Origin of the sequence: Microcystis sp. M015S2 (assembly GCF_020245945.1) — a bacterium.
GTDB lineage: Bacteria > Cyanobacteriota > Cyanobacteriia > Cyanobacteriales > Microcystaceae > Microcystis.
Genome location: NZ_JADBTX010000034.1, coordinates 65,198 through 83,956, shown reverse-complemented (window position 1 = coordinate 83,956; position 18,759 = coordinate 65,198). Strand labels below are relative to the sequence as shown.

Annotated in this window: 15 protein-coding genes and 1 pseudogene; 9 read left to right on the top strand and 7 right to left on the bottom strand. The window is 44.8% G+C overall.

All coding sequences use genetic code 11. The annotated features are described in order from the left end of the window. From IM473_RS07850 to IM473_RS07830, 5 genes are all read right to left on the bottom strand, one after another. A partial coding sequence (locus IM473_RS07850) for a tetratricopeptide repeat protein (RefSeq protein WP_287658311.1) occupies nt 1-1,427 on the bottom strand: 1,427 nt, incomplete at its 3' end. 135 nt (nt 1,428-1,562) lie between these two features. Further along, nucleotides 1,563-2,018: a hypothetical protein gene (locus tag IM473_RS07845; protein WP_287690405.1), complete on the bottom strand. Its 456-nt coding sequence runs from the start codon at nt 2,016-2,018 to the stop codon at nt 1,563-1,565. A 44-nt stretch (nt 2,019-2,062) separates the two neighbouring features. Continuing rightward, nucleotides 2,063-3,868 carry an aspartate kinase gene (locus tag IM473_RS07840; RefSeq protein WP_287658308.1) on the bottom strand — a complete coding sequence of 602 codons (1,806 nt, stop codon included), beginning with the start codon at nt 3,866-3,868 and terminating at the stop codon, nt 2,063-2,065. A 411-nt stretch (nt 3,869-4,279) separates the two neighbouring features. Then, nucleotides 4,280-5,848: an NAD(P)H-hydrate dehydratase gene (locus tag IM473_RS07835; protein WP_287658307.1), complete on the bottom strand. Its 1,569-nt coding sequence runs from the start codon at nt 5,846-5,848 to the stop codon at nt 4,280-4,282. A 19-nt stretch (nt 5,849-5,867) separates the two neighbouring features. Beyond that, nucleotides 5,868-6,095: a hypothetical protein gene (locus tag IM473_RS07830; protein ID WP_287690404.1), complete on the bottom strand. Its 228-nt coding sequence runs from the start codon at nt 6,093-6,095 to the stop codon at nt 5,868-5,870. Nucleotides 6,096-6,266: 171 nt separating this feature from the next. Between IM473_RS07830 and IM473_RS07825 the strand changes: the two genes are divergently transcribed. From IM473_RS07825 to IM473_RS07815, 3 genes are read left to right on the top strand one after another with little or no spacing between them, the layout of a single operon-like run. After that, complete coding sequence (locus IM473_RS07825) at nt 6,267-6,860, top strand: alpha/beta hydrolase (RefSeq protein WP_353738141.1); 594 nt, start codon at nt 6,267-6,269, stop codon at nt 6,858-6,860. Next, entirely contained in the window at nt 6,857-8,197 is a 1,341-nt protein-coding gene (locus tag IM473_RS07820; protein WP_287658305.1) for a 16S rRNA (cytosine(967)-C(5))-methyltransferase, read from the top strand. Before IM473_RS07825 ends, IM473_RS07820 begins: the two co-directional genes overlap by 4 nt. A 1-nt stretch (nt 8,198) precedes the next feature. Further along, a complete protein-coding gene (locus IM473_RS07815) occupies nt 8,199-8,609 on the top strand; it encodes a tellurite resistance TerB family protein (RefSeq protein ID WP_287658304.1) in 411 nt (136 codons plus the stop codon). Between the two features lie 68 nt (nt 8,610-8,677). Here IM473_RS07815 and IM473_RS07810 read toward each other — a convergent pair whose 3' ends face one another. After that, on the bottom strand, nt 8,678-10,312 hold the full coding sequence (locus tag IM473_RS07810) for an alpha-D-glucose phosphate-specific phosphoglucomutase (protein ID WP_287658303.1): 1,635 nt from the start codon (nt 10,310-10,312) through the stop codon (nt 8,678-8,680). A 292-nt stretch (nt 10,313-10,604) separates the two neighbouring features. Next, the gene (pruA, locus tag IM473_RS07805; RefSeq protein WP_287658301.1) at nt 10,605-13,574 is read right to left on the bottom strand and encodes an L-glutamate gamma-semialdehyde dehydrogenase; all 2,970 of its coding nucleotides are present in this window, start codon (nt 13,572-13,574) and stop codon (nt 10,605-10,607) included. Nucleotides 13,575-14,000: 426 nt separating this feature from the next. Here pruA and IM473_RS07800 point away from each other — a divergent pair, with 426 nt between their 5' ends. The 6 genes and pseudogenes from IM473_RS07800 to IM473_RS07775 all read left to right on the top strand — a co-directional run bounded on the left by IM473_RS07800 (nt 14,001) and on the right by IM473_RS07775 (nt 18,741). Beyond that, entirely contained in the window at nt 14,001-15,185 is a 1,185-nt protein-coding gene (locus IM473_RS07800; protein WP_002760089.1) for an NAD(P)H-quinone oxidoreductase subunit H, read from the top strand. A gap of 280 nt (nt 15,186-15,465) precedes the next feature. Beyond that, nucleotides 15,466-15,840: a Pepco domain-containing protein gene (locus IM473_RS07795; protein WP_287658300.1), complete on the top strand. Its 375-nt coding sequence runs from the start codon at nt 15,466-15,468 to the stop codon at nt 15,838-15,840. Beyond that, nucleotides 15,833-17,704, top strand: a complete 1,872-nt coding sequence (locus IM473_RS07790) for an SUMF1/EgtB/PvdO family nonheme iron enzyme (RefSeq protein ID WP_287658299.1) — start codon at nt 15,833-15,835, stop codon at nt 17,702-17,704. Before IM473_RS07795 ends, IM473_RS07790 begins: the two co-directional genes overlap by 8 nt. Before the next feature lie 265 nt (nt 17,705-17,969). After that, a pseudogene (locus tag IM473_RS07785) lies at nt 17,970-18,182 on the top strand (hypothetical protein); the annotation flags it as partial. A 35-nt stretch (nt 18,183-18,217) separates the two neighbouring features. Further along, a complete protein-coding gene (locus IM473_RS07780; protein WP_287658297.1) occupies nt 18,218-18,538 on the top strand; it encodes a DUF4258 domain-containing protein in 321 nt (106 codons plus the stop codon). Next, a complete protein-coding gene (locus IM473_RS07775; protein ID WP_061432682.1) occupies nt 18,526-18,741 on the top strand; it encodes a DUF2283 domain-containing protein in 216 nt (71 codons plus the stop codon). Before IM473_RS07780 ends, IM473_RS07775 begins: the two co-directional genes overlap by 13 nt. The last annotated feature ends 18 nt before the right edge of the window (nt 18,742-18,759 follow it).

Here is an 18,759-nt window from a genome sequence, read left to right as displayed (position 1 = left end):
TCTAATGCTTCTAGAAGGAGAGGTTCTGCTTCTGGGTATCTGCCTTGGGAACGGTACAATGCTGCTAAATTGTTGAGGGAAGTTGCCACATCGGGATGATTGTCTCCTAAGAGTCGTTTATACAAATCTAATGCTTCTAGAAGGAGAGGTTCTGCTTCTGGGTATCTGCCTTGGGATTCGTACAAGTGTGCTAAATTGTTGAGGGAAGCTGCCACATCGGGATGATTGTCTCCTAAACGGGTTCGAGTTGCGGTTAAACAAGCTTGATAGTAAGGTTCAGCAATAGCATACAATCCTTGTCCTTCATAATACCAAGCTAAACCCGTATAGGACCAAAATAAATCCTCATCAGCGATATATTCTGGATATTCCCCGACAGATGCTTGCAGATGGAGAAGGAAAGGTTTAAATTCTTCAACGATTTCTACAGTCGTATTCTGTGGCATTTCTGCCGATTTTTTGGACATAATCGCACAATAACGGCGTTTTGCTGGTTCTGCGTGGGGTGATGCTTCTAACTTATCCCGAAAATAGCGACGCAACAGGGGATGAATTTCATACCAACCATCACCCTTATCCTGAACTAAACTCAGATGGACTAAACTATCGGTTAACCATTCCTCCACTGTATCCCCATCTTCATCGGGAAATAAATCCAGAATCATTCCCTTGGGAAAGGGCGCAAGAGCGAATAAACTGAGATAAAGTGCCAAAATTTGGGCATCTGGTTCGCTATTCAACTCCTCCCAACTGAGATTAAAGGCAGCTTTTAACCCTCTTTCCCCAGTCATTTCTGTATCAAACTTGGGATTTTTGGCTAAGATTGGCTCATCTAAGCCTTTTTCGGCTAACTTCTGCCGTATTTTGCTAATTTTCCAATCCTGTCGTCGTACCAGCAACCTTGCCACCAATTCTAACGCCAAGGGTAAATAACCTAAATCCTGACATAATAATTTAGCTGCCTCGATTTGTGTGTCAATTCTGTTGTCTTTAAGGTAGGAACGCAATAAATCAAGTGCATCTTCTTCTTTTAAAACTTCTACCCGAAAAGTCGCAATTGTCGCTGATAAATATTCCTTGCGAGTGGTAATTAAAACCTGAAAGCGTTTCTCCTCTTGCGGTGGTAAATAATCCTTAATTTGCTGATAATCCCGTACATCATCAAAAATAATTAAGACATTTCCCGCTAACCAATTTTGCCAACAATAACGAATTTTTATGTCTAATTCTCCCTCATCTGGTAGAGTTAATTTTAGATGTACTCGGGCAAAATCTAAAATAGAAGTACCGATAAAACCGCCATCACTCTCTGCCACATTTAACCAACATATACCACCAGGATAGGCTTTTTCTCGCCATTGTTGCCAACCAAACTGTCTGGCTAATTCAGTTTTACCTATGCCTCCCATTCCCGTTAAGGTAGATATAGCAAGCTTTTGGGATTGTTGTAATTTATCTTTTAAGTCAATTAATTCCTGATTCCTACCAACAAATTTAGGAATATTACTATTAGATAAATTGTGAGGATGTTGTTTAACCTGTTCCTGAACAGGCGGCTGCAGTCAGGTTTTATTAATGTTTATAGTTGCTGCTTGATAAACTTCACTAACCTGACCCTGATTCTGTAAATTTTGACCTCCAGAATTAGCCTGATTCATACTACTATTATCCTGAATTTTCAAGGATTGAATTTCTGTTGCTAAACCCTTGACTTTTTCGGCAAAATCTGCTTCATCATTCATGGCAACCTTTAAATAATCTGCTACTTTTTCTAGATCAGTTTTTGACCCTTTTTCAGCAGCTTGTAAAGCTTTTTCAGCATTAGGATTAGCTTTAAGTTTATTCCAGATGATTTGCCGCAAAGTATTAATTTTTTCTAGAGCAGCTTCGGTAAATTTTTCTACAGTAGTCTGAAATACCAAAGCAACAATTGTCGCCACTGTTATCGGTTCCATAGATAAAATCGGGGTGATGAGGGTTAACTTATTTATCTGGTTTTTGGGGGTATAAGTTGCCAACAATTAAACAACTCTTACCCCCATCATAGAACTTGTAATTTCATTTAGGCGGGTACTTCAATTTTACCCTGTCCGGCCAATCCAAAAGCGGCGTGAACCACTTGTAGGGCCCTGACTCCATCTTCCTGATTCACCACACAACTGATTTTTATATCAGAAGTAGCAATCATCAAAATATTAATTTTCTCCTTTGCTAAAGCTTCAAAAAAGCGTGCTGCTACCCCCGGTTGTCCTTCCATTCCTGAACCAACAATGCTCACTTTGGCCACATCATTATTAACCACCACTTCCTGTAAACCCAAACTTTCCGATAGTTCTAAGAGGATTTTTTTGGCTAAATTAGCATCAGCTTGGGGTAAAGTAAAAGCGATATCCCGTCGGGGAATACCATCGACAATGCGACAGCGTTGGGATTGAATAATCATATCAACACTGACATTTTTTGCCGCTAAAACCGAGAAAATTCTCGCCGCCATCCCGGGGCGATCGGGGACGTTACGAATGGCCATTTGTGCCTGATTATTATCTAGGGCCACTCCCCGTACTGGGACTAAATTTTTAGGGATTTCGCAATGAGCAACTTTAGCAGAATACTCCAGTTGAAAAGCATCACAAAGGACTTTAATTGCTTTTTCTCCGTCCGCTTCATCGATGACACAACTGACTTTTACTTCAGAAGTGGAGATCATTTCGATATTAATTGCCGCTGCGGCCAAAGTGCTAAATATTTGGGCAGCAATTCCCGGCCGGCCAATCATTCCAGCGCCGGTAATGGCGATTTTAGCGGCCCCAGATTCGATGATCACTTCCGCTTCCTCTGTATTAGTGGGATGGGAACGTAAAACTGGTGCGATCGCTTCGGCCACGGATTGGGCTTTTTTCAAGGCATTTCCCATCACCGTAAAGGCGATATCGTTGCTGTCCCCCTCGTGAATCGATTGAATAATTAAATCCACGTCCACCTGTTGATGGGCGATTTCCCCGAATAAACGGGCAGCGATACCGGGACGATCCGGAACCCGTAAAAGGGAGATTTTCGCCTGATTACCCTCAAATTCCACCGCATCCACTGCTTTTGTCAATTCCAATCCTTGCAGGGTGCGCGGTTTCGGTGCCGGGGATGTCACCCAAGTACCCGGATCCTCTGTCCAACTGGAGCGGACAACCAAGGGAACCCCGAAATTTTTAGCGATTTCCACCGCTCGCGGGTGGAGAACTTTCGCTCCTAAACTGGCTAATTCGAGCATCTCATCGCAGGTAATTTGGTCTAAAAGACGCGCTTCGGGGACTAAACGGGGGTCAGTGGTGAGAATACCGGGTACATCGGTGTAAATTTCGCAAAAATCGGCTTTTAAGGCGGCTGCTAGGGCGACGGCCGAGGTATCGGAACCACCGCGCCCCAGGGTGGTAATCTCTAGTTGATCGCTATCGCTGACACCTTGAAAACCAGCGACAACAACTACTTTACCCTCCGATAGATGACGGGAGAGGCGATCGGTTTTAATTTCTAAAATACGGGCGCGACTATGTTCGGATTCCGTGACAATTCCCACCTGAGCGCCGGTTAGGGAGATGGCCGGTTGTCCGATTTCCTCTAGGGCCATACTCATCAAGGCGATTGTCACCTGTTCCCCCGTGGATAATAACATATCCATCTCCCGGCGCGAGGGTTCGGCGGCGATCTGTTTGGCTAAATTGACCAATCCATCGGTGGTTTTACCCATGGCAGAAACGACCACCACCACGGTATTTCCTGCTATTACCGTATTTTTGACCCGTTGAGCTACCGATTGAATGCGTTCCACGGAACCTACCGATGTACCACCGTATTTTTGGACAATTACAGCCATAGTTGTCAGCGCTAGAGACTTTCTATACTTTGTTCAATCTCCAACTTATCAAAATTCCTTAACTATAAGTGGTTTTGGTTAACATTCCTTATGTTTTATCAAATGCCGACTATCCTTAAGACTGCACCGGAGAAGGGAGCGCCAGAGCTAGGTTAAGGCAGTCCGAGCATTTGTACTAAAATGTCAATACTCAGTTTAAATACAGTACATTTATGCTATTAATAATATTTTGGCTCTCTTAGGTTTGGTGGGTATTATGTATTCTAAGATATAGTCCTGCTGGCGAGTGAATGGAACGAACCACAAAGACACAGAGGACACGAAGATTGATCGCTACTTATTTCTGCGTTTATTGCGTTTATTAGGTGGATATTATGAAAGATATTTTAATGTTAGATACAGTAATAATTATCAATTCTGATCCCCCCGCCTATCGGCACCCCCCTTATCAAGGGGGGCAGGGGGGATCGAATCTTTAAGGGCAGCAAATAAATAATTAGCTAAAGTTACTCCATCTACTCCTAATTCTGTCCTTTCTTTGGCTGCTAAAATGCCGGCTTGAGCGTGTAAATAAGCCGCTAATGCGGTTGTTTCTGGGGGATTATCCGGCATTTGGGTTAAGAATCCGCCGATTAATCCTGTTAAAACATCACCGCTACCACCTCGCGCTAGAGCGGAGGTACTTTCGGGGATTATATACATTTTACCTTCCGGGGAGGCGATTATAGTTCTGGCTCCTTTTAATAAGACAATTGCACCACTTTGTTGAGATGCTTCTTGAGTGATATTAATCCTATCTTGAGAACCTGAGAAGTTAGGAAATAAGCGTTTAAATTCTCCCCAATGAGGCGTTAAAATTGTCTTATTTTGGCGAGATGATAATTTTTTTATACCCAATTGAGCCAAAATATTTAAAGCATCGGCATCGAGTATAATCGGTTTATCACTATCTAAAACCTGTTCGATAATAGCAGGATTTTCTGTGGTTAATCCAGGACCACAGGCGAGGACATGATAATTATTTAATTCTAGGGGAAGTTCGGCAATAGCTCCCGTGGCAGTTTCGGGACAATCGATAATTAATGCTTCTGGTAAATGACTAATTAATAAAGATTTAAGGGCAGCAGGAACAGCAATAGAAAGCATTCCTACACCACTACCTCGCGCTCCTAATCCGGTGAGAATTGCCCCCCCCGCATAACGACGAGAACCACAGATAATTAATAAATGTCCCTGCTGATATTTATGGGTAAGTAGAGGACGGGGTAAAGGTAAATAAGGGCGAATTAGATCGGGATTAACCCTCAGAATTGGCGGTGAATCTTGTAAAATTGTTTCTAGGTCAAGGGGACTAATTCCGATATCAATTAACTCCACTTTACCCAGATAGGGTAAGGCCAAATCTTGGAAAAAAGCTCGCTTCCAGAGTCCCAAACAAAAGGTATGAGTGGCTTTAATTGCCGTGCCTAAAACCTCTCCGGTGTCGGTGTGAATTCCCGAAGCAATATCGATACTAATTATCGGTTTTTGCCAACTATTAATTTTATCGACTAATTCGGCAATCTCTCCCGATAAAGTCCTTTCTAAACCAAAACCGAAAAGACCATCGATAATTAACTGACAATCCTCTAAAGATTCTAAAGTTTTCTGAAAAATTAAGCCTAAATGCTTGACATAATTAGCCTGTTGTGCTGTTAAATCCTTGAGTTTGGCGATTGGACAAAAAAGAGATACTTGATAACCAGCGAGATGTAATTCTCTAGCAATCACGAGAGCATCGCCGCCATTGTGACCAGGCCCGACGATAACGCCAATTTTGGGGAAATTAGCCAAAGAATAGGACTTTTTAAGCTGTTGTGCCGTTAACAGGGCTGCCTTTTCCATCAAAGCGGCCACAGGCATACCAGAGGCAAAAATCGCCCCTTCGATGCGACGCATCTGCTCGCTATTAACCACGTTTGACCAATAATTGTAGCTCATTCGAGGGATAAATTGCCTGTTAGGAGGTGTAGATAACTTTTTTGCCGAAAAATTGCCAATTAGCCCCAATTTTCACCGGCTCAAGGCTGGGTTGGGTGATAATAGCCAGATCATTCTGTCTAGTTTCCGCTTGACGGTGAGCGGCGGATATATTAATTAATTTTAGTAGTTGCTGACAACAACTATACTCGACGACGACTAAGACCATTTTTCCAAAGTAGTGGCAACTCTGGTTAATTGTCCTCATCCTCAAACCTTCTCCGAGAGAGGAAGGGGGTAGTAATCGGAGTTTTCTTTTCACTGATTACTGATCACTGAAAAGACTCTCCCACAGCCATCTCACCCCGGGGAAAACCGCTATAGAATAGATAAAAAAGAGAATTGCGAGGAAAAAACCCTGTCTTTTAACCCGATTGTCATTCCCCCTTCCCCAGAAAATCCCGCTCGCTATCTAGTGATCATGCTGCACGGTTGGGGTGCGGATGCCATGGATCTGGCCCCCCTAGCGGCTATGTTGGATCTGGCTGATTGTCAATTTTTGTTTCCTAATGCTCCCTTTGATCATCCGCAAGTGCCGGGAGGACGCGCCTGGTATGCGTTAGAAACCTCCGATTATCAAGGTTTAGCCGCTAGTCGTCAACAATTGCAGGATTGGATTATTTCCCTAGAAGCAACTACCGGCATTCCCCTAGAGCGGACTTTTTTGACCGGTTTTTCCCAAGGGGGAGCGATGACGCTGGATGTGGGTTTATCCTTACCCTTGGCGGGATTGGGTTCCTTGAGTGGTTATCTGCACAGTGAACCCCATCCCCAGGGTCCCCAAAATGTCTTAATTGTTCATGGTAAGCAGGATCCCGTCGTTCCTATCGCTGCTGCTCGTCAAGCCAGAGATTTACTGCTTGGTTTGGGGGTTAACGTCGAATATCACGAGTTAAATATGGGTCACGAAATCCCGATTCCGGCGCTGACTATTTTACGCCAATTCCTCCGCAATCGTCTAGAAACTGCATGAATAATGCTCGTCAGCTGGCTTTGCTGATTTTACGCGATATCGATCGCTCCTCCGCCTATCCTGATCGCGCTCTTGATCGCCATTTGTCCGCTAGTTCCTTAAATTGTCTTGACAAAGCCTTGACAACGGAGATTGTTTATGGTATAACCCGCCGCCAAAGAACTTTGGATGCGCTGCTCGATCGCTTGGGGAAAAAAACTGCGGCCCAGCAACCCCCGGATTTACGGCGAATTCTCCATATTGGTCTTTATCAACTGCGTTATCTCTCCCAGATTCCCCCATCGGCGGCGGTGAATACGGCGGTAGAATTAACTAAAATCAGTCATTTAGGCAAATTAACGGCGGTGGTTAACGGAATGCTGCGGCAATATCTCCGTTTAACTGCTAATGGCGACGATCCTTTAATTTTGCCAGAAAATACCGCTTCTAGATTGGGTATTCTCCACAGTTTCCCCGATTGGTTGGTGCAATTGTGGTTAGATCGCTTTAGTGTTACGGAAACGGAACAACTGTGTCAATGGTTTAATCGCTCTCCTGACCTCGATATTCGGATTAATCCCCTGAAAACTAGCCGAGAAGCCCTAGAAAATGAGTTAGAATCAGCCAATATAACTTTTAATCATCTTAAATTACCTCTAGCTTGCCGTTTAACCTCTGGTTTAGGCAATATTGAGCGTTTAGAGGGATTTCGAGCCGGAAATTACACCCTACAGGATATTAGCGCCCAATTAGTCACTTATCTGCTCGATCCCCAGCCCGGAGAGACAATTATCGACGCTTGTGCGGCACCGGGGGGAAAAACCACTCATATTGCCGAATTAATGGGCGATCGGGGTAGAATATTAGCCTGTGATCAAACGGCATCCCGTTTACGACAGTTAGAAGCCAATATTAAAAGATTAGACTTAAAAGCGATCGAAATACATCTAGGGGATAGTCGCGATCGTCCCCAGTGGCGCGGCATCGCTGATCGTGTACTAATCGATGCTCCCTGTTCAGGATTGGGAACCCTGCACAAGCGTCCTGATATACGTTGGCGACAAACACCAGAAAATTTACCTGTACTAGCCAAACGACAGGGGGAACTTTTAGCCTCGGCTGCCACTTGGGTAAAACCGAAGGGAATCTTAGTTTATGCCACCTGTACTTTAAATCCGTTAGAAAATGAAAGAGTGATCGAGCAGTTTTTAGCCGCTCATCCCGATTGGAAAATGGCCACTCCTGACTCTAATTCGTGCGTCTCAGAATACTATACAGAAACGGGAGCGATCGAAGTGTTACCCCATCGGCATAATCAAGACGGTTTTTTTATGGCTAAGTTAGTCAAGGAAGTGTGAGATGAAAAATAAACAATTACTGAAAATTCTCATCGGTGTTGCCTGGATTGATGGTGTCATTCAACCATCAGAAAGGAGTTATTTACGACAGGTAGCTGTGAGGGAAAAACTTGATGATGATCCAGAGATTAAACCACTATTATCGGAACTAAAACCAGTTAAAACCAGTGAATGTTATCGATGGTTAGAGTCCTATTTAGGCGATAATCCTAGTCCGGAAATCTATCAAGATCTACTAGCATCGATTAGCACTTTAATCTATAGCGATGACGACGTGGATATACAGGAAGCGAAATTATTAACCAAAGTGCAGAGTTTCGATCCGACTCATGATAGCCATCGATCAATGTTAGATAAATTAGTGACGGGAATTCAAAAATTGTACCACAGGGCAATTACTGAAAGTAATTAAGGAGTAGCTATCAGTGATGAGCAGGTCAAAAAATTCCCCGATAAAAACTGATAGCTGATCCCTAGATTTTAGGTAATAACTGTGGGTTGTTCCCGTCCGGTAGATTGACGAATTTGACCGATTTCTTCGGCTAAATCAATTAAGGGTTGTAGGGCCTTTTGGGTGTCGATATCGTGTTTACTCGCGTCCGGTTCATAACTTTCTAGATAAACCCGGAGAGTTGCTCCTTTAGTTCCCGTCCCCGAGAGACGGAAAATAATCCGAGAACCATCAGTAAAACCAATGCGAATACCTTGATTTTTACTGACACTACCATCCACGGGATCCGTATAGCTAAAATCATCGGCATATTCCACTTCATAGTTACCAAATTGTTGACCCTTAAGGTCTAAAACCAGCTTCTGGAGACGTGCCATCATCTCTTTGGCCGGTTCTAAGGCGACTTCTTCATAATCATGACGAGAATAGAAATTACGACCGAACTCTTGCCAATGACTGCGAACAATTTCCTCTACAGATTCCCCTTTAACTGCCAAAATATTTAACCAGAAAAGAACCGCCCATAAACCATCTTTTTCGCGAATATGATTGGAACCCGTGCCGAAACTTTCCTCCCCGCAAAGGGTTGCTTTCCCCGCATCTAACAAATTACCGAAGAATTTCCAACCGGTGGGAGTTTCATAACAGTCAATTCCCAGTTTAGCCGCTACGCGATCGGCCGCCGCACTGGTGGGCATCGATCGCGCCACTCCCGTGATACCATTTTGATAGCCCGGTACTAGATGAGCGTTAGCAGTTAGTACAGCTAAACTATCACTGGGGGTGACAAAAAAATTCTGACCGAGGATCATATTGCGATCGCCATCTCCATCGGAAGCAGCCCCAAAATCCGGGGCCTCTTGACCAAAGAGAATTTCTACCAGATCATGGGCATAGACTAGGTTAGGATCGGGATGACCACCACCAAAATCCTCTAGGGGAATACCATTTAATACTGTACCTTTGGGCGCGCCTAAACGCTGTTCAAATAGAGCATAAGCGTAGGGACCCGTCACCGCATGGAGAGAATCCATGCACATTTTAAACTTACCAGAAGTGAGTAGGGTCTGAATGCGATCGAAATCAAAAATCTTTTCCATCATTTTGACGTAGGGAGTGACCGCATCGATCACGTCCACATCCATAGTTCCCAGTTTAAAGGAACCGGGGCGATCGAGGTTAATATCGGCCCCTAAGAGGATTTTATAACTGCTAATCACCTTCGTCTCGGCATAAATTGCATCGGTGATATTTTCCGGGGCCGGTCCGCCGTTAGTAATATTGTACTTAATGCCAAAATCGCCCTCCGGACCGCCGGGGTTATGACTAGCGGAGAGAACAATACCGCCAAAAGCGTTATTTTCGCGAATTAACCCAGAAATAGCCGGAGTGGAGACAATACCATCGGTTCCCACGAGTATTCTACCGATACCGTTAGCGGCGGCGATTTTCAGGATAGTTTGAATAGCTTGACGGTTATAATAACGACCATCTCCACCGACAACTAGGGTTTGACCCTCGATACCGTCTAAAGTATTGAAGATAGCTTGAATAAAATTTTCCAGATAATGGGGTTGTTGAAAAACGGGAACGGATTTTCGCAATCCAGAAGTCCCCGGTTTCTGGTCACTAAAGGGTTTTGTGGCAACGGTTTCAATCGTCATAGTCTTTTCTTGATAGGCCGACGCAATTTTCAACTTAAGTATATAGCAGTAGGTTGACAGCCAAGAAATCGGGTAAGAAAGACAACGGTTCTATTGGGTTTGGTGAGTGAGTGGAAGGAACCACAGAGACACAAAGGACACAGAGATCGATCGCTCCTATATAATTTAAACTGATCACACAAAGAATAAGAGAGCTAATCTAAGGATAGGGGGTTAAGATGGGTCTTAGCCGATAAATGAACCAGATTTGGGGGTATAAACCCCCAATAATAACCAATTTTAGCTATATCGCTTAATCGGCCCCTTCAATCGGCGCAAATCCCTGACGTTGAATATTCTCGCTGATGTGACGAGGTTCGAGGAATTGCAAGAGATAATCGGGACCCCCTGCTTTGGAACCCACCCCCGACATCTTGAAACCCCCGAAGGGTTGACGGGAGACAATCGCACCGGTGATTCCCCGGTTAATATAGAGGTTTCCTACTTCAAATTCCTGCGTAGCTCGGTTAATATGGGCAGGAGTGCGAGAATATAAGCCACCGGTTAAAGCATAGTCGGTTCCGTTAGCTACAGCTAAAGCTTGCTCAAAATTGCTCACTTTGATAATCGCCACCACCGGACCAAAAATCTCCTCCATCGCTATTACCGCATCAGGGGGAACATTCTTAAAGACGGTGGGACTGACGAAATAACCCACTTCTGGAATTGGCATTTCTAGAGCCAATTCTGCCTCTTTTTTACCAGTTTCGATGTATTCCCGAATTCTTGCTTGAGCTTTCTCGTCGATAACCGGTCCTACTTCTGTACTCGGTAAATCCGTCGGCCCGATATTGAGGGACTTGGTAGCCTCAACAAAGCGATCAACAAAGCTATCATAGACGCTTTCCAGAACAATTATCCGCGAACAGGCGGAACATTTCTGGCCGGTGTAGCCAAAAGCGGACTTAACCGCACCGACAACGGCCTGATCTAAATCGGCACTCTCATCGACAATTAGGGCATTTTTGCCGCCCATTTCGGCGATAACTCGTTTTAGGTGTTTTTGACCCTTTTGCACGATAGAGGCATCTGTATAGATGCGACAGCCCACTTCTCGTGAACCGGTGAAGGCGATTAGGTGAACATCGGGATGGCTAACTAAATGCGCCCCCACTTGCGAACCTTTACCCGGGATATATTGGAAGACTCCGGCAGGAATACCCGCTTCTAGGAGAATCTCGGCAAATTTCGCCGTAATCACCGAGGAAGTCTCGGCGGGTTTCAATAGCGTGCAGTTACCAGCTACTAAAGCCGCTACTGTCATCCCCACCGCAATGGCTAGGGGGAAATTCCAGGGGGAAATCACTAAAGCAATACCCCGGGGTTGGTAGGAATAACGATTATTTTCGCCTGCTACGTCGAAATTATGCCCTAAATCCAGTCTTTCCATCTCGGAGGCGTAATAACGGCAAAAATCGATCGCTTCTGACACTTCTGGATCCGCCTGTTGGATAACTTTGCCCACTTCCAAACAAATCCAGGCCGATAACTCGTGTCGTCGCGCTTCCATCAAATCTGCCGCTTTTCGCAGTATTTCGGCTCTTTTAGCCACTGGAGTGCGTTTCCAAGCGGGAAAAGCCTGTTTCGCCGTTATTATTGCTTTTTCTGCCTGTTCCACCTCAATTAAGCCCACTTTACCCACTATTTCCTGCGGGTTACAGGGATTAACGGAATTAATTTGAACATTGGTGGTGACGTATTCACCGTTAATTAGGGGTAAATAGGTTTTACCAAGAGAATTTTTGACAAAATTAAGAGCTTGACTCGCTTTATTTCTTAATTGCTCGTTGGCATAATCTGTATCGGGGGCATTAGGAAACCCGGTGATAATCGGGTTATCATTGCCTAAAACCCGGGGGGCTGCGATTAAATCTTCCACGGGACGATCCTCCAAATTTTGCCGCAGGAAGGAACTATTAGCGGTATTTTCTAATAAACGGCGGATTAGGTAGGCCATACCGGGTAAAAGTTGTCCGTAGGGGGAATAAACCCGCACCCGATGACCCCGCTTCACTAACGCTTTGGCTAATTGGTCGCCCATGCCGTACAATACCTGCATTTCAAAGCGACGACGGGGAATTTCTAAACTTTCTGCGATCGCACAGGACAAGGCTTGCGATCGCACGTTATGACTACCGATGGCGGCGTATAAATATTGATGATTTTCCAATAATAACCGCGTCATACGTTCATAATTGGCATCTGTGGCCGATTTTTCGTTATATACTGGCTGTGGCCAATGATTTTGCCGAGATTTAATCGTTTCCTGATCCCAGTAAGCGCCTTTGACTAGCCGGACAGTCAGGGGATAACCGCGCTTTTTGGCCCAATTAATTAAATCTTGTAAATCTTGGGCAGAATCTCTTAAATATGCCTGTAGGGTGATGCCAATATCGGTACGACTGCGAAATTCTTCTTCTAGGAGTAATTCTTTCAGGATAGCCAGGGTGAGGTTTTTATAAACGTACTGTTCCATATCAAAATGGACTGCTACCCCTAACTCCTGAGCGCGTCGCAATAGTAGGCGAATGCGATCGCAAACTTTCTCCTTACTGCCAATCGGATCCATGGGATCAAACTGAGAATAAAAGGCAGTTAGCTTGACAGAAACCTGCACTTGTGGTAGTAACTCGCCGTCCGCTTCATCAATTTGGCTAACTTTATTCCATTTGGTCGCTTCTTGAGCCAAATGGGTCATTAAATCCAGATAACTTTGTAGATAAACTTGGGTTTCCGCTTCAGTAATTACCGCTTCACCGAGGAGATCTATGGTAAAAGCCATTTTTTCCTTCCGCAGACGGGTGACAGTGCGAGTAATTTGCCCTAGGTCTTCCCCGGCGATATACTTACGAGCTAAGGTTTCTACGGATTTACTGATCAGACTGGCGGCCGTTTGAGCCGGTAGGGAGTTAGGATCACTAAAGTTGAGGATACTTTTCAGCGCACTGGGCAGTTCTACGGAAGCATCACCGAGGTATTGTTGCAGATGATTAGCGATCTCAGCATTACTGCGTAAAGCGGGTAAACAATCAATAAAACGGAATAATTGTACTCGTAAATTGGGGTTAGACATTGCCCAATCGAGTAATTTATCATCCCAACGCATTTGATCCTGTAAAGCAGACCAAAGACCTTTTTTTTCCCGAGTTTCGGCTAAAAGTTGTCTAGCGATCTCTTGGGTTTTGGTTTCGTAGTTTTGAGTTGATTCGATTTGGATAACCACGGCGATTCAAGTAAAAAAATTATCAACGGGATTCAGCTTTCAGCAAGCTACCGTCAGCCTTCAGCCTAAAATTCAGTTTTTGAGCTTTTTCAGCTGATTGCCGCTCTTAATGGCTCTTTTCTCTGGTTTATATTCTTACCGAAGGACTAATCAAAGCTAATGGCTGATCGCTTTTGCTGAACACTCTATTGTACTCGATCAAGCGGGGAAGTGGGGGTGTGGGGTGTGGGGTGTAGGGTGTGGGGTGTGGGGTGTGGGGTGTGGGGTGTGGGGAGAATAAATAAAAATAATCTCCTGACTACTGATTACTGATCACTGATCACTGATTACTGATTACTGATTACTGATACCCGATAGTCCTTGTGTATTGTCGAAGCGTTTACTTATAATAACTTTAAAAAGATTTTCGGGATCATCGGTAGCCCTATGGCAAAAATTGAAACGAGAACAGAACCCATGGTTTTAAACATGGGACCCCATCACCCGTCGATGCACGGAGTTTTGCGCTTAATCGTCACCCTTGACGGGGAAGACGTGATTGACTGTGAACCCGTAATCGGTTATCTTCATCGGGGCATGGAAAAAATTGCCGAAAATCGCACTAATGTCATGTACGTTCCCTACGTTAGTCGTTGGGATTACGCCGCAGGGATGTTTAACGAGGCGATTACGGTCAATGCTCCCGAAAAATTAGCCGATATCGCCGTTCCCAAACGAGCGCAATATATCCGGGTGATTATGTTGGAACTCAACCGCATCGCTAACCATTTACTCTGGTTAGGCCCCTTTATGGCGGATGTAGGCGCACAAACTCCCTTTTTCTACATTTTCCGAGAACGGGAGATGATTTATGACCTCTGGGAAGCTGCGACGGGAATGCGGTTAATTAATAATAATTATTTCCGTATTGGTGGCGTGGCGGTGGATTTACCCTACGGATGGGTGGATAAGTGCGTGGATTTCTGTGACTATTTTGACCCCAAAGTGGACGAATACGAGAAATTAATCACTAATAACCCGATTTTCCGCCGTCGTATTGAAGGGATAGGCTGCATTACCAGAGATGAAGCGATTAACTGGGGTTTATCCGGTCCGATGTTGCGCGCTTCCGGGGTGAAATGGGATTTAAGAAAAGTTGACCATTACGAGTGTTACGACGATTTTGACTGGGAAGTGCATTGGGAAACCGCCGGCGATTGTTTTGCTCGTTATCTGGTGCGGATTCGGGAAATGCGCGAATCGGTGAAAATTATCCGGCAAGCACTGAAAGGTTTACCCGGTGGTCCCTACGAAAATCTGGAAGCAAAACGGATGGCAGAAGGGAAAAAATCAGCTTGGAATGATTTTGACTATCAATATATCGCCAAAAAAGTCGCCCCCACTTTTAAGATTCCTAAAGGTGAACATTATGTGCGCTTGGAAAGTGGTAAAGGTGAATTAGGTATCTTTATCGTCGGTAATGATGATGTTTTCCCTTGGCGTTGGAAAATTCGGGCCGCCGATTTTAATAATCTTCAAATTCTGCCTCATATCCTCAAAGGGGTAAAAGTTGCCGATATTATGGCGATTTTAGGCAGTATTGATATTATTATGGGGTCAGTCGATCGCTAAATCTCCCTCCTAGGGAGCAGGTAGGTTGATTCATGAATCAACCTACTATAACTGGAGCAGGACAGGGCTGGTTTATTCTCCCAATCTAATTTTTTATTTTTGCCATGTTTAATCGCTTATGCGGTAGGCAAAGCAGCACGTTTTGACAAATTTTCAGCTATTTATTCCGAGAAATCGACTAAAACTGTAATTGTTATGGGCAAACCACAAATCTCTGTACGATAGGGTGAGAAAATTTGTTTAAAGGCAAGCGAGATAACATTTAGGGGAAATCAACACAATGACCGAAGATATCGCAACTCCCAGTAAAATATGGATTATTACGGGTGAATCTGATCGTCAAAAAACGCCCACCGGCGGTAGAAGTAGCAGTGATATCGGGGGACGGCTCGGTGAAAAGGAAAGCTCGCCAGTTGCGGCTACCGAAAGAAGTCAAGTGGATGTGTCCAAACTGAAGCTAGAAATGAAGGGCTTTCTCAAAGCGATGAGGGAAATGCTCGATGAAGCGGATCCTCCTAGCGCTAAAATTCGGCTTGATGAAGTGGAACTGTCTGTAGAAATTAATGGGGAAGGACAAGTTAGCCTGTTTGGGGTCGGGGGCAAAGCGGGAGGTAAAGGAGCGATGACGTTTAAGTTCAAGAGGAAAGATGGCTAAAAACTGGGTGATAGCGATCGGCATCAATGAATATGACAACCTCAAGCCACTGAAATACGCAAAGAAAGATGCAGAAGCGATCAAAGCTTGGTGTGAAAGGGAGGGAGGATTCGATCGCGGTGGGATATTTCTATTTACCGAAGATTCTCCACCCATTCCTGCTAGTCCCCCCATTCCCACGCAACTAACCCACGGTCGTCTCAAGCGGTTTCTTCAGAGGCAGTTCGAGACTCCCCTGCTTAACTCTGGAGACAACCTCTGGTTTTTCTTTGCTGGCCACGGCAGGCGCGATCAAGACAAGGACTATCTAATGTTGCCCGATAGCGATCCGGGCAATGTAAGAGAAACGGCTGTATCAGTGGATTATGTTACCGAGCGGCTGCGGCGGTCTGGTGCGGATAACGTCGTACTATTGTTAGATGCCTGTCGAGATGAGGACAGCCGAGGCGGTCTGGGCATTGGAGAGGAGGAGTATCAGGGAGTCATAACCTTCTATTCTTGTACGGCCAATCAGCAATCTTGGGAGATCGATGAGTTGCAACAAGGCTCATTTACTCATACGCTGCTGGAAGGATTGCGGCGGCAAGGAGAAGCCAATTGTGCTACGGTAGAGCGTCTAGACGAATACCTGCGCCGTCAAGTCGAGAAAATTAACGCTAGATATGGGAAACCGAGACAGAATCCCTATTTGAAAGCAGAACCGCCCCACAAGCTCTATTTTATTTTGTTAGAACAAGTTGCCACGCTCAAGGACGTGCAACCCCTAAAGTATCAGGCTTCCTTAGCAGAAAATAGGGGCGATCTTGACTTAGCTGAACAGTTATGGATTCGTGTCTTGGGAGCATCCCGTGGCGATTTAGATGCGATCGAAGCTATCAAGCGTATCGCTCGAAGACAGTCACAGTGGCCTTCGATTCCTACTGCTCCTGAACCCGTCGGGCAGTCTGAGGGAAATAGGTCATCCACCCCTAAGCCTTCTCAAGAAAATGGACTCAAGGTATTTAACTTTGAGATCGTGGAAGTAAATGCGAAGGGTGAGCAAATCAAAAAAGAGTCGAAGCAGTCCCAATATTTCAGCCAAGATTTGGGCAACGACATCACCCTAGAAATGGTTGCCATACCGGGGGGAACATTCACGATGGGAACAGAAGACGAGGAAATCGAAAGACTGGTGAAGAAATTTGATTGGCAGTACTTTAGCCGGGAAAAACCTCAACATCAAGTTACCCTTCCCTCTTTCTACATGGGTAAATATCCCATTACCCAAGCGCAGTGGCAAGCGATCGCCGCAACTGCTAAAATAGACATCGACTTAGAGACAAATCCCTCTAACTTCACAGGGAATGAGCTACCCGTAGAAAGAGTCACCTGGTATCAAGCAACAGAATTCTGTAAACGACTATCAAGGGAAACAAAACAGGAATACCGGCTACCGAGCGAAGCAGAATGGGAATATGCTTGTCGTGCTGGAACCACCACCCCATTTTACTTTGGGGAAACCATTACTGGGAAATTGGCCAACTACGATGCCAGTAATACCTACGCCGATGAACCCAAAGGAGAATATCGAAAAGAAACGACTCCCGTGGGACAATTTCCCCCCAATGCCTTCGGTTTGTACGATATGCACGGCAATGTTTGGGAATGGTGCGCTGATGACTGGCACGATAATTATGATGGTGCGCCGAGGGATGGAAGTGTCTGGACAAAAAATGGGAATGATAATCGTTCTCCTCTGCGGGGCGGTTCTTGGTTCAGCAATCCAAGTATCTGCCGTTCCGCTTTCCGCTACGACACCTACCGCCGCGACTACAGCACCTACGACGGTTTTCGGGTGGTGTGCGGTGCTGGGAGGACTCTGTAACCCTTTTTCTCTTTTTTCCCTTTTTACCCTTATTCCCTATTTTTTCTCTTTTCTTTTCTTTCCCGCCCTTAGGCGGGTCGATTTTGGGGTTATTTGGGCGCACCAGAAGGCAAAAACCCCCGCATCAAGTTAATCTAGATGCCTTTCGAGAAAAAATTTTTTCTGTACAGGGAGTCCTTACAATAGAAAAGGGAACACACAACCAAATTGCTGGTTTTTTTCCTCTGGGCATGGTGGCGCAGTTTGTAGAATTTAGCTGGAATTTATGAATCATTTTCTGCATTCTTTCACTGTTTTTCCTGATTCTGCCCGAAAATCTCGGTCTTACTCCCTAGGTAAACTGCGACGACCCTTAATCTTCCTGTTTACCGTCGGTTGTCTGACTAGCGTAGTCGGTTATCGTTTCTATAATCAGCCGAAATTGGCCGTCGGGACTATTTCCCCCGTCACAATTATCGCCCCCGAAGATGCCAGTTTTCATCTTGACTAAGAATTTGCTGATGAGGACAAAACATGAGCAAAAATGATCTATTTTTTGAGATTTTAACCCCTCTTAATTGTACGATCTGCGTCACTGTTGCCTATTGGGAAATTATCACCCAGATAAAACATCCTATAATGAAAGGAAAAGAAAAATTAGTCCAAGAAACCCTTAGCCAACCTGATGAAATTCGACGTAGCCGCAGTGATCCCAATGTTTATCTTTTTTATCAACTTCAACGACCAAAACGTTGGCTCTGTGCCATTATCCGAAAGCTCAATGGTGATGGCTTCCTAATTACCACTTATCCCACCGATGCAATTAAAGAAGGGGAAATTTTATGGCAGAAGTAAACGTTTATTATGATCCGATGGGCAATACCTTAACCGTGTGGTTTGGCGATCGCTCCTCGGAATATCTCTGCGAAGAAACCGGCGACGAAGTTATTTTAATGAAAAATCAAAAAGGCGAAGTTATTGGTTTTGAAAAACTTAACTATAGGATTTCTGAGAACACGAATCTGAAAATTTCCCTAGAAACCGCCATCCCTCTTTAAACAATAAAGGTTAAAAAT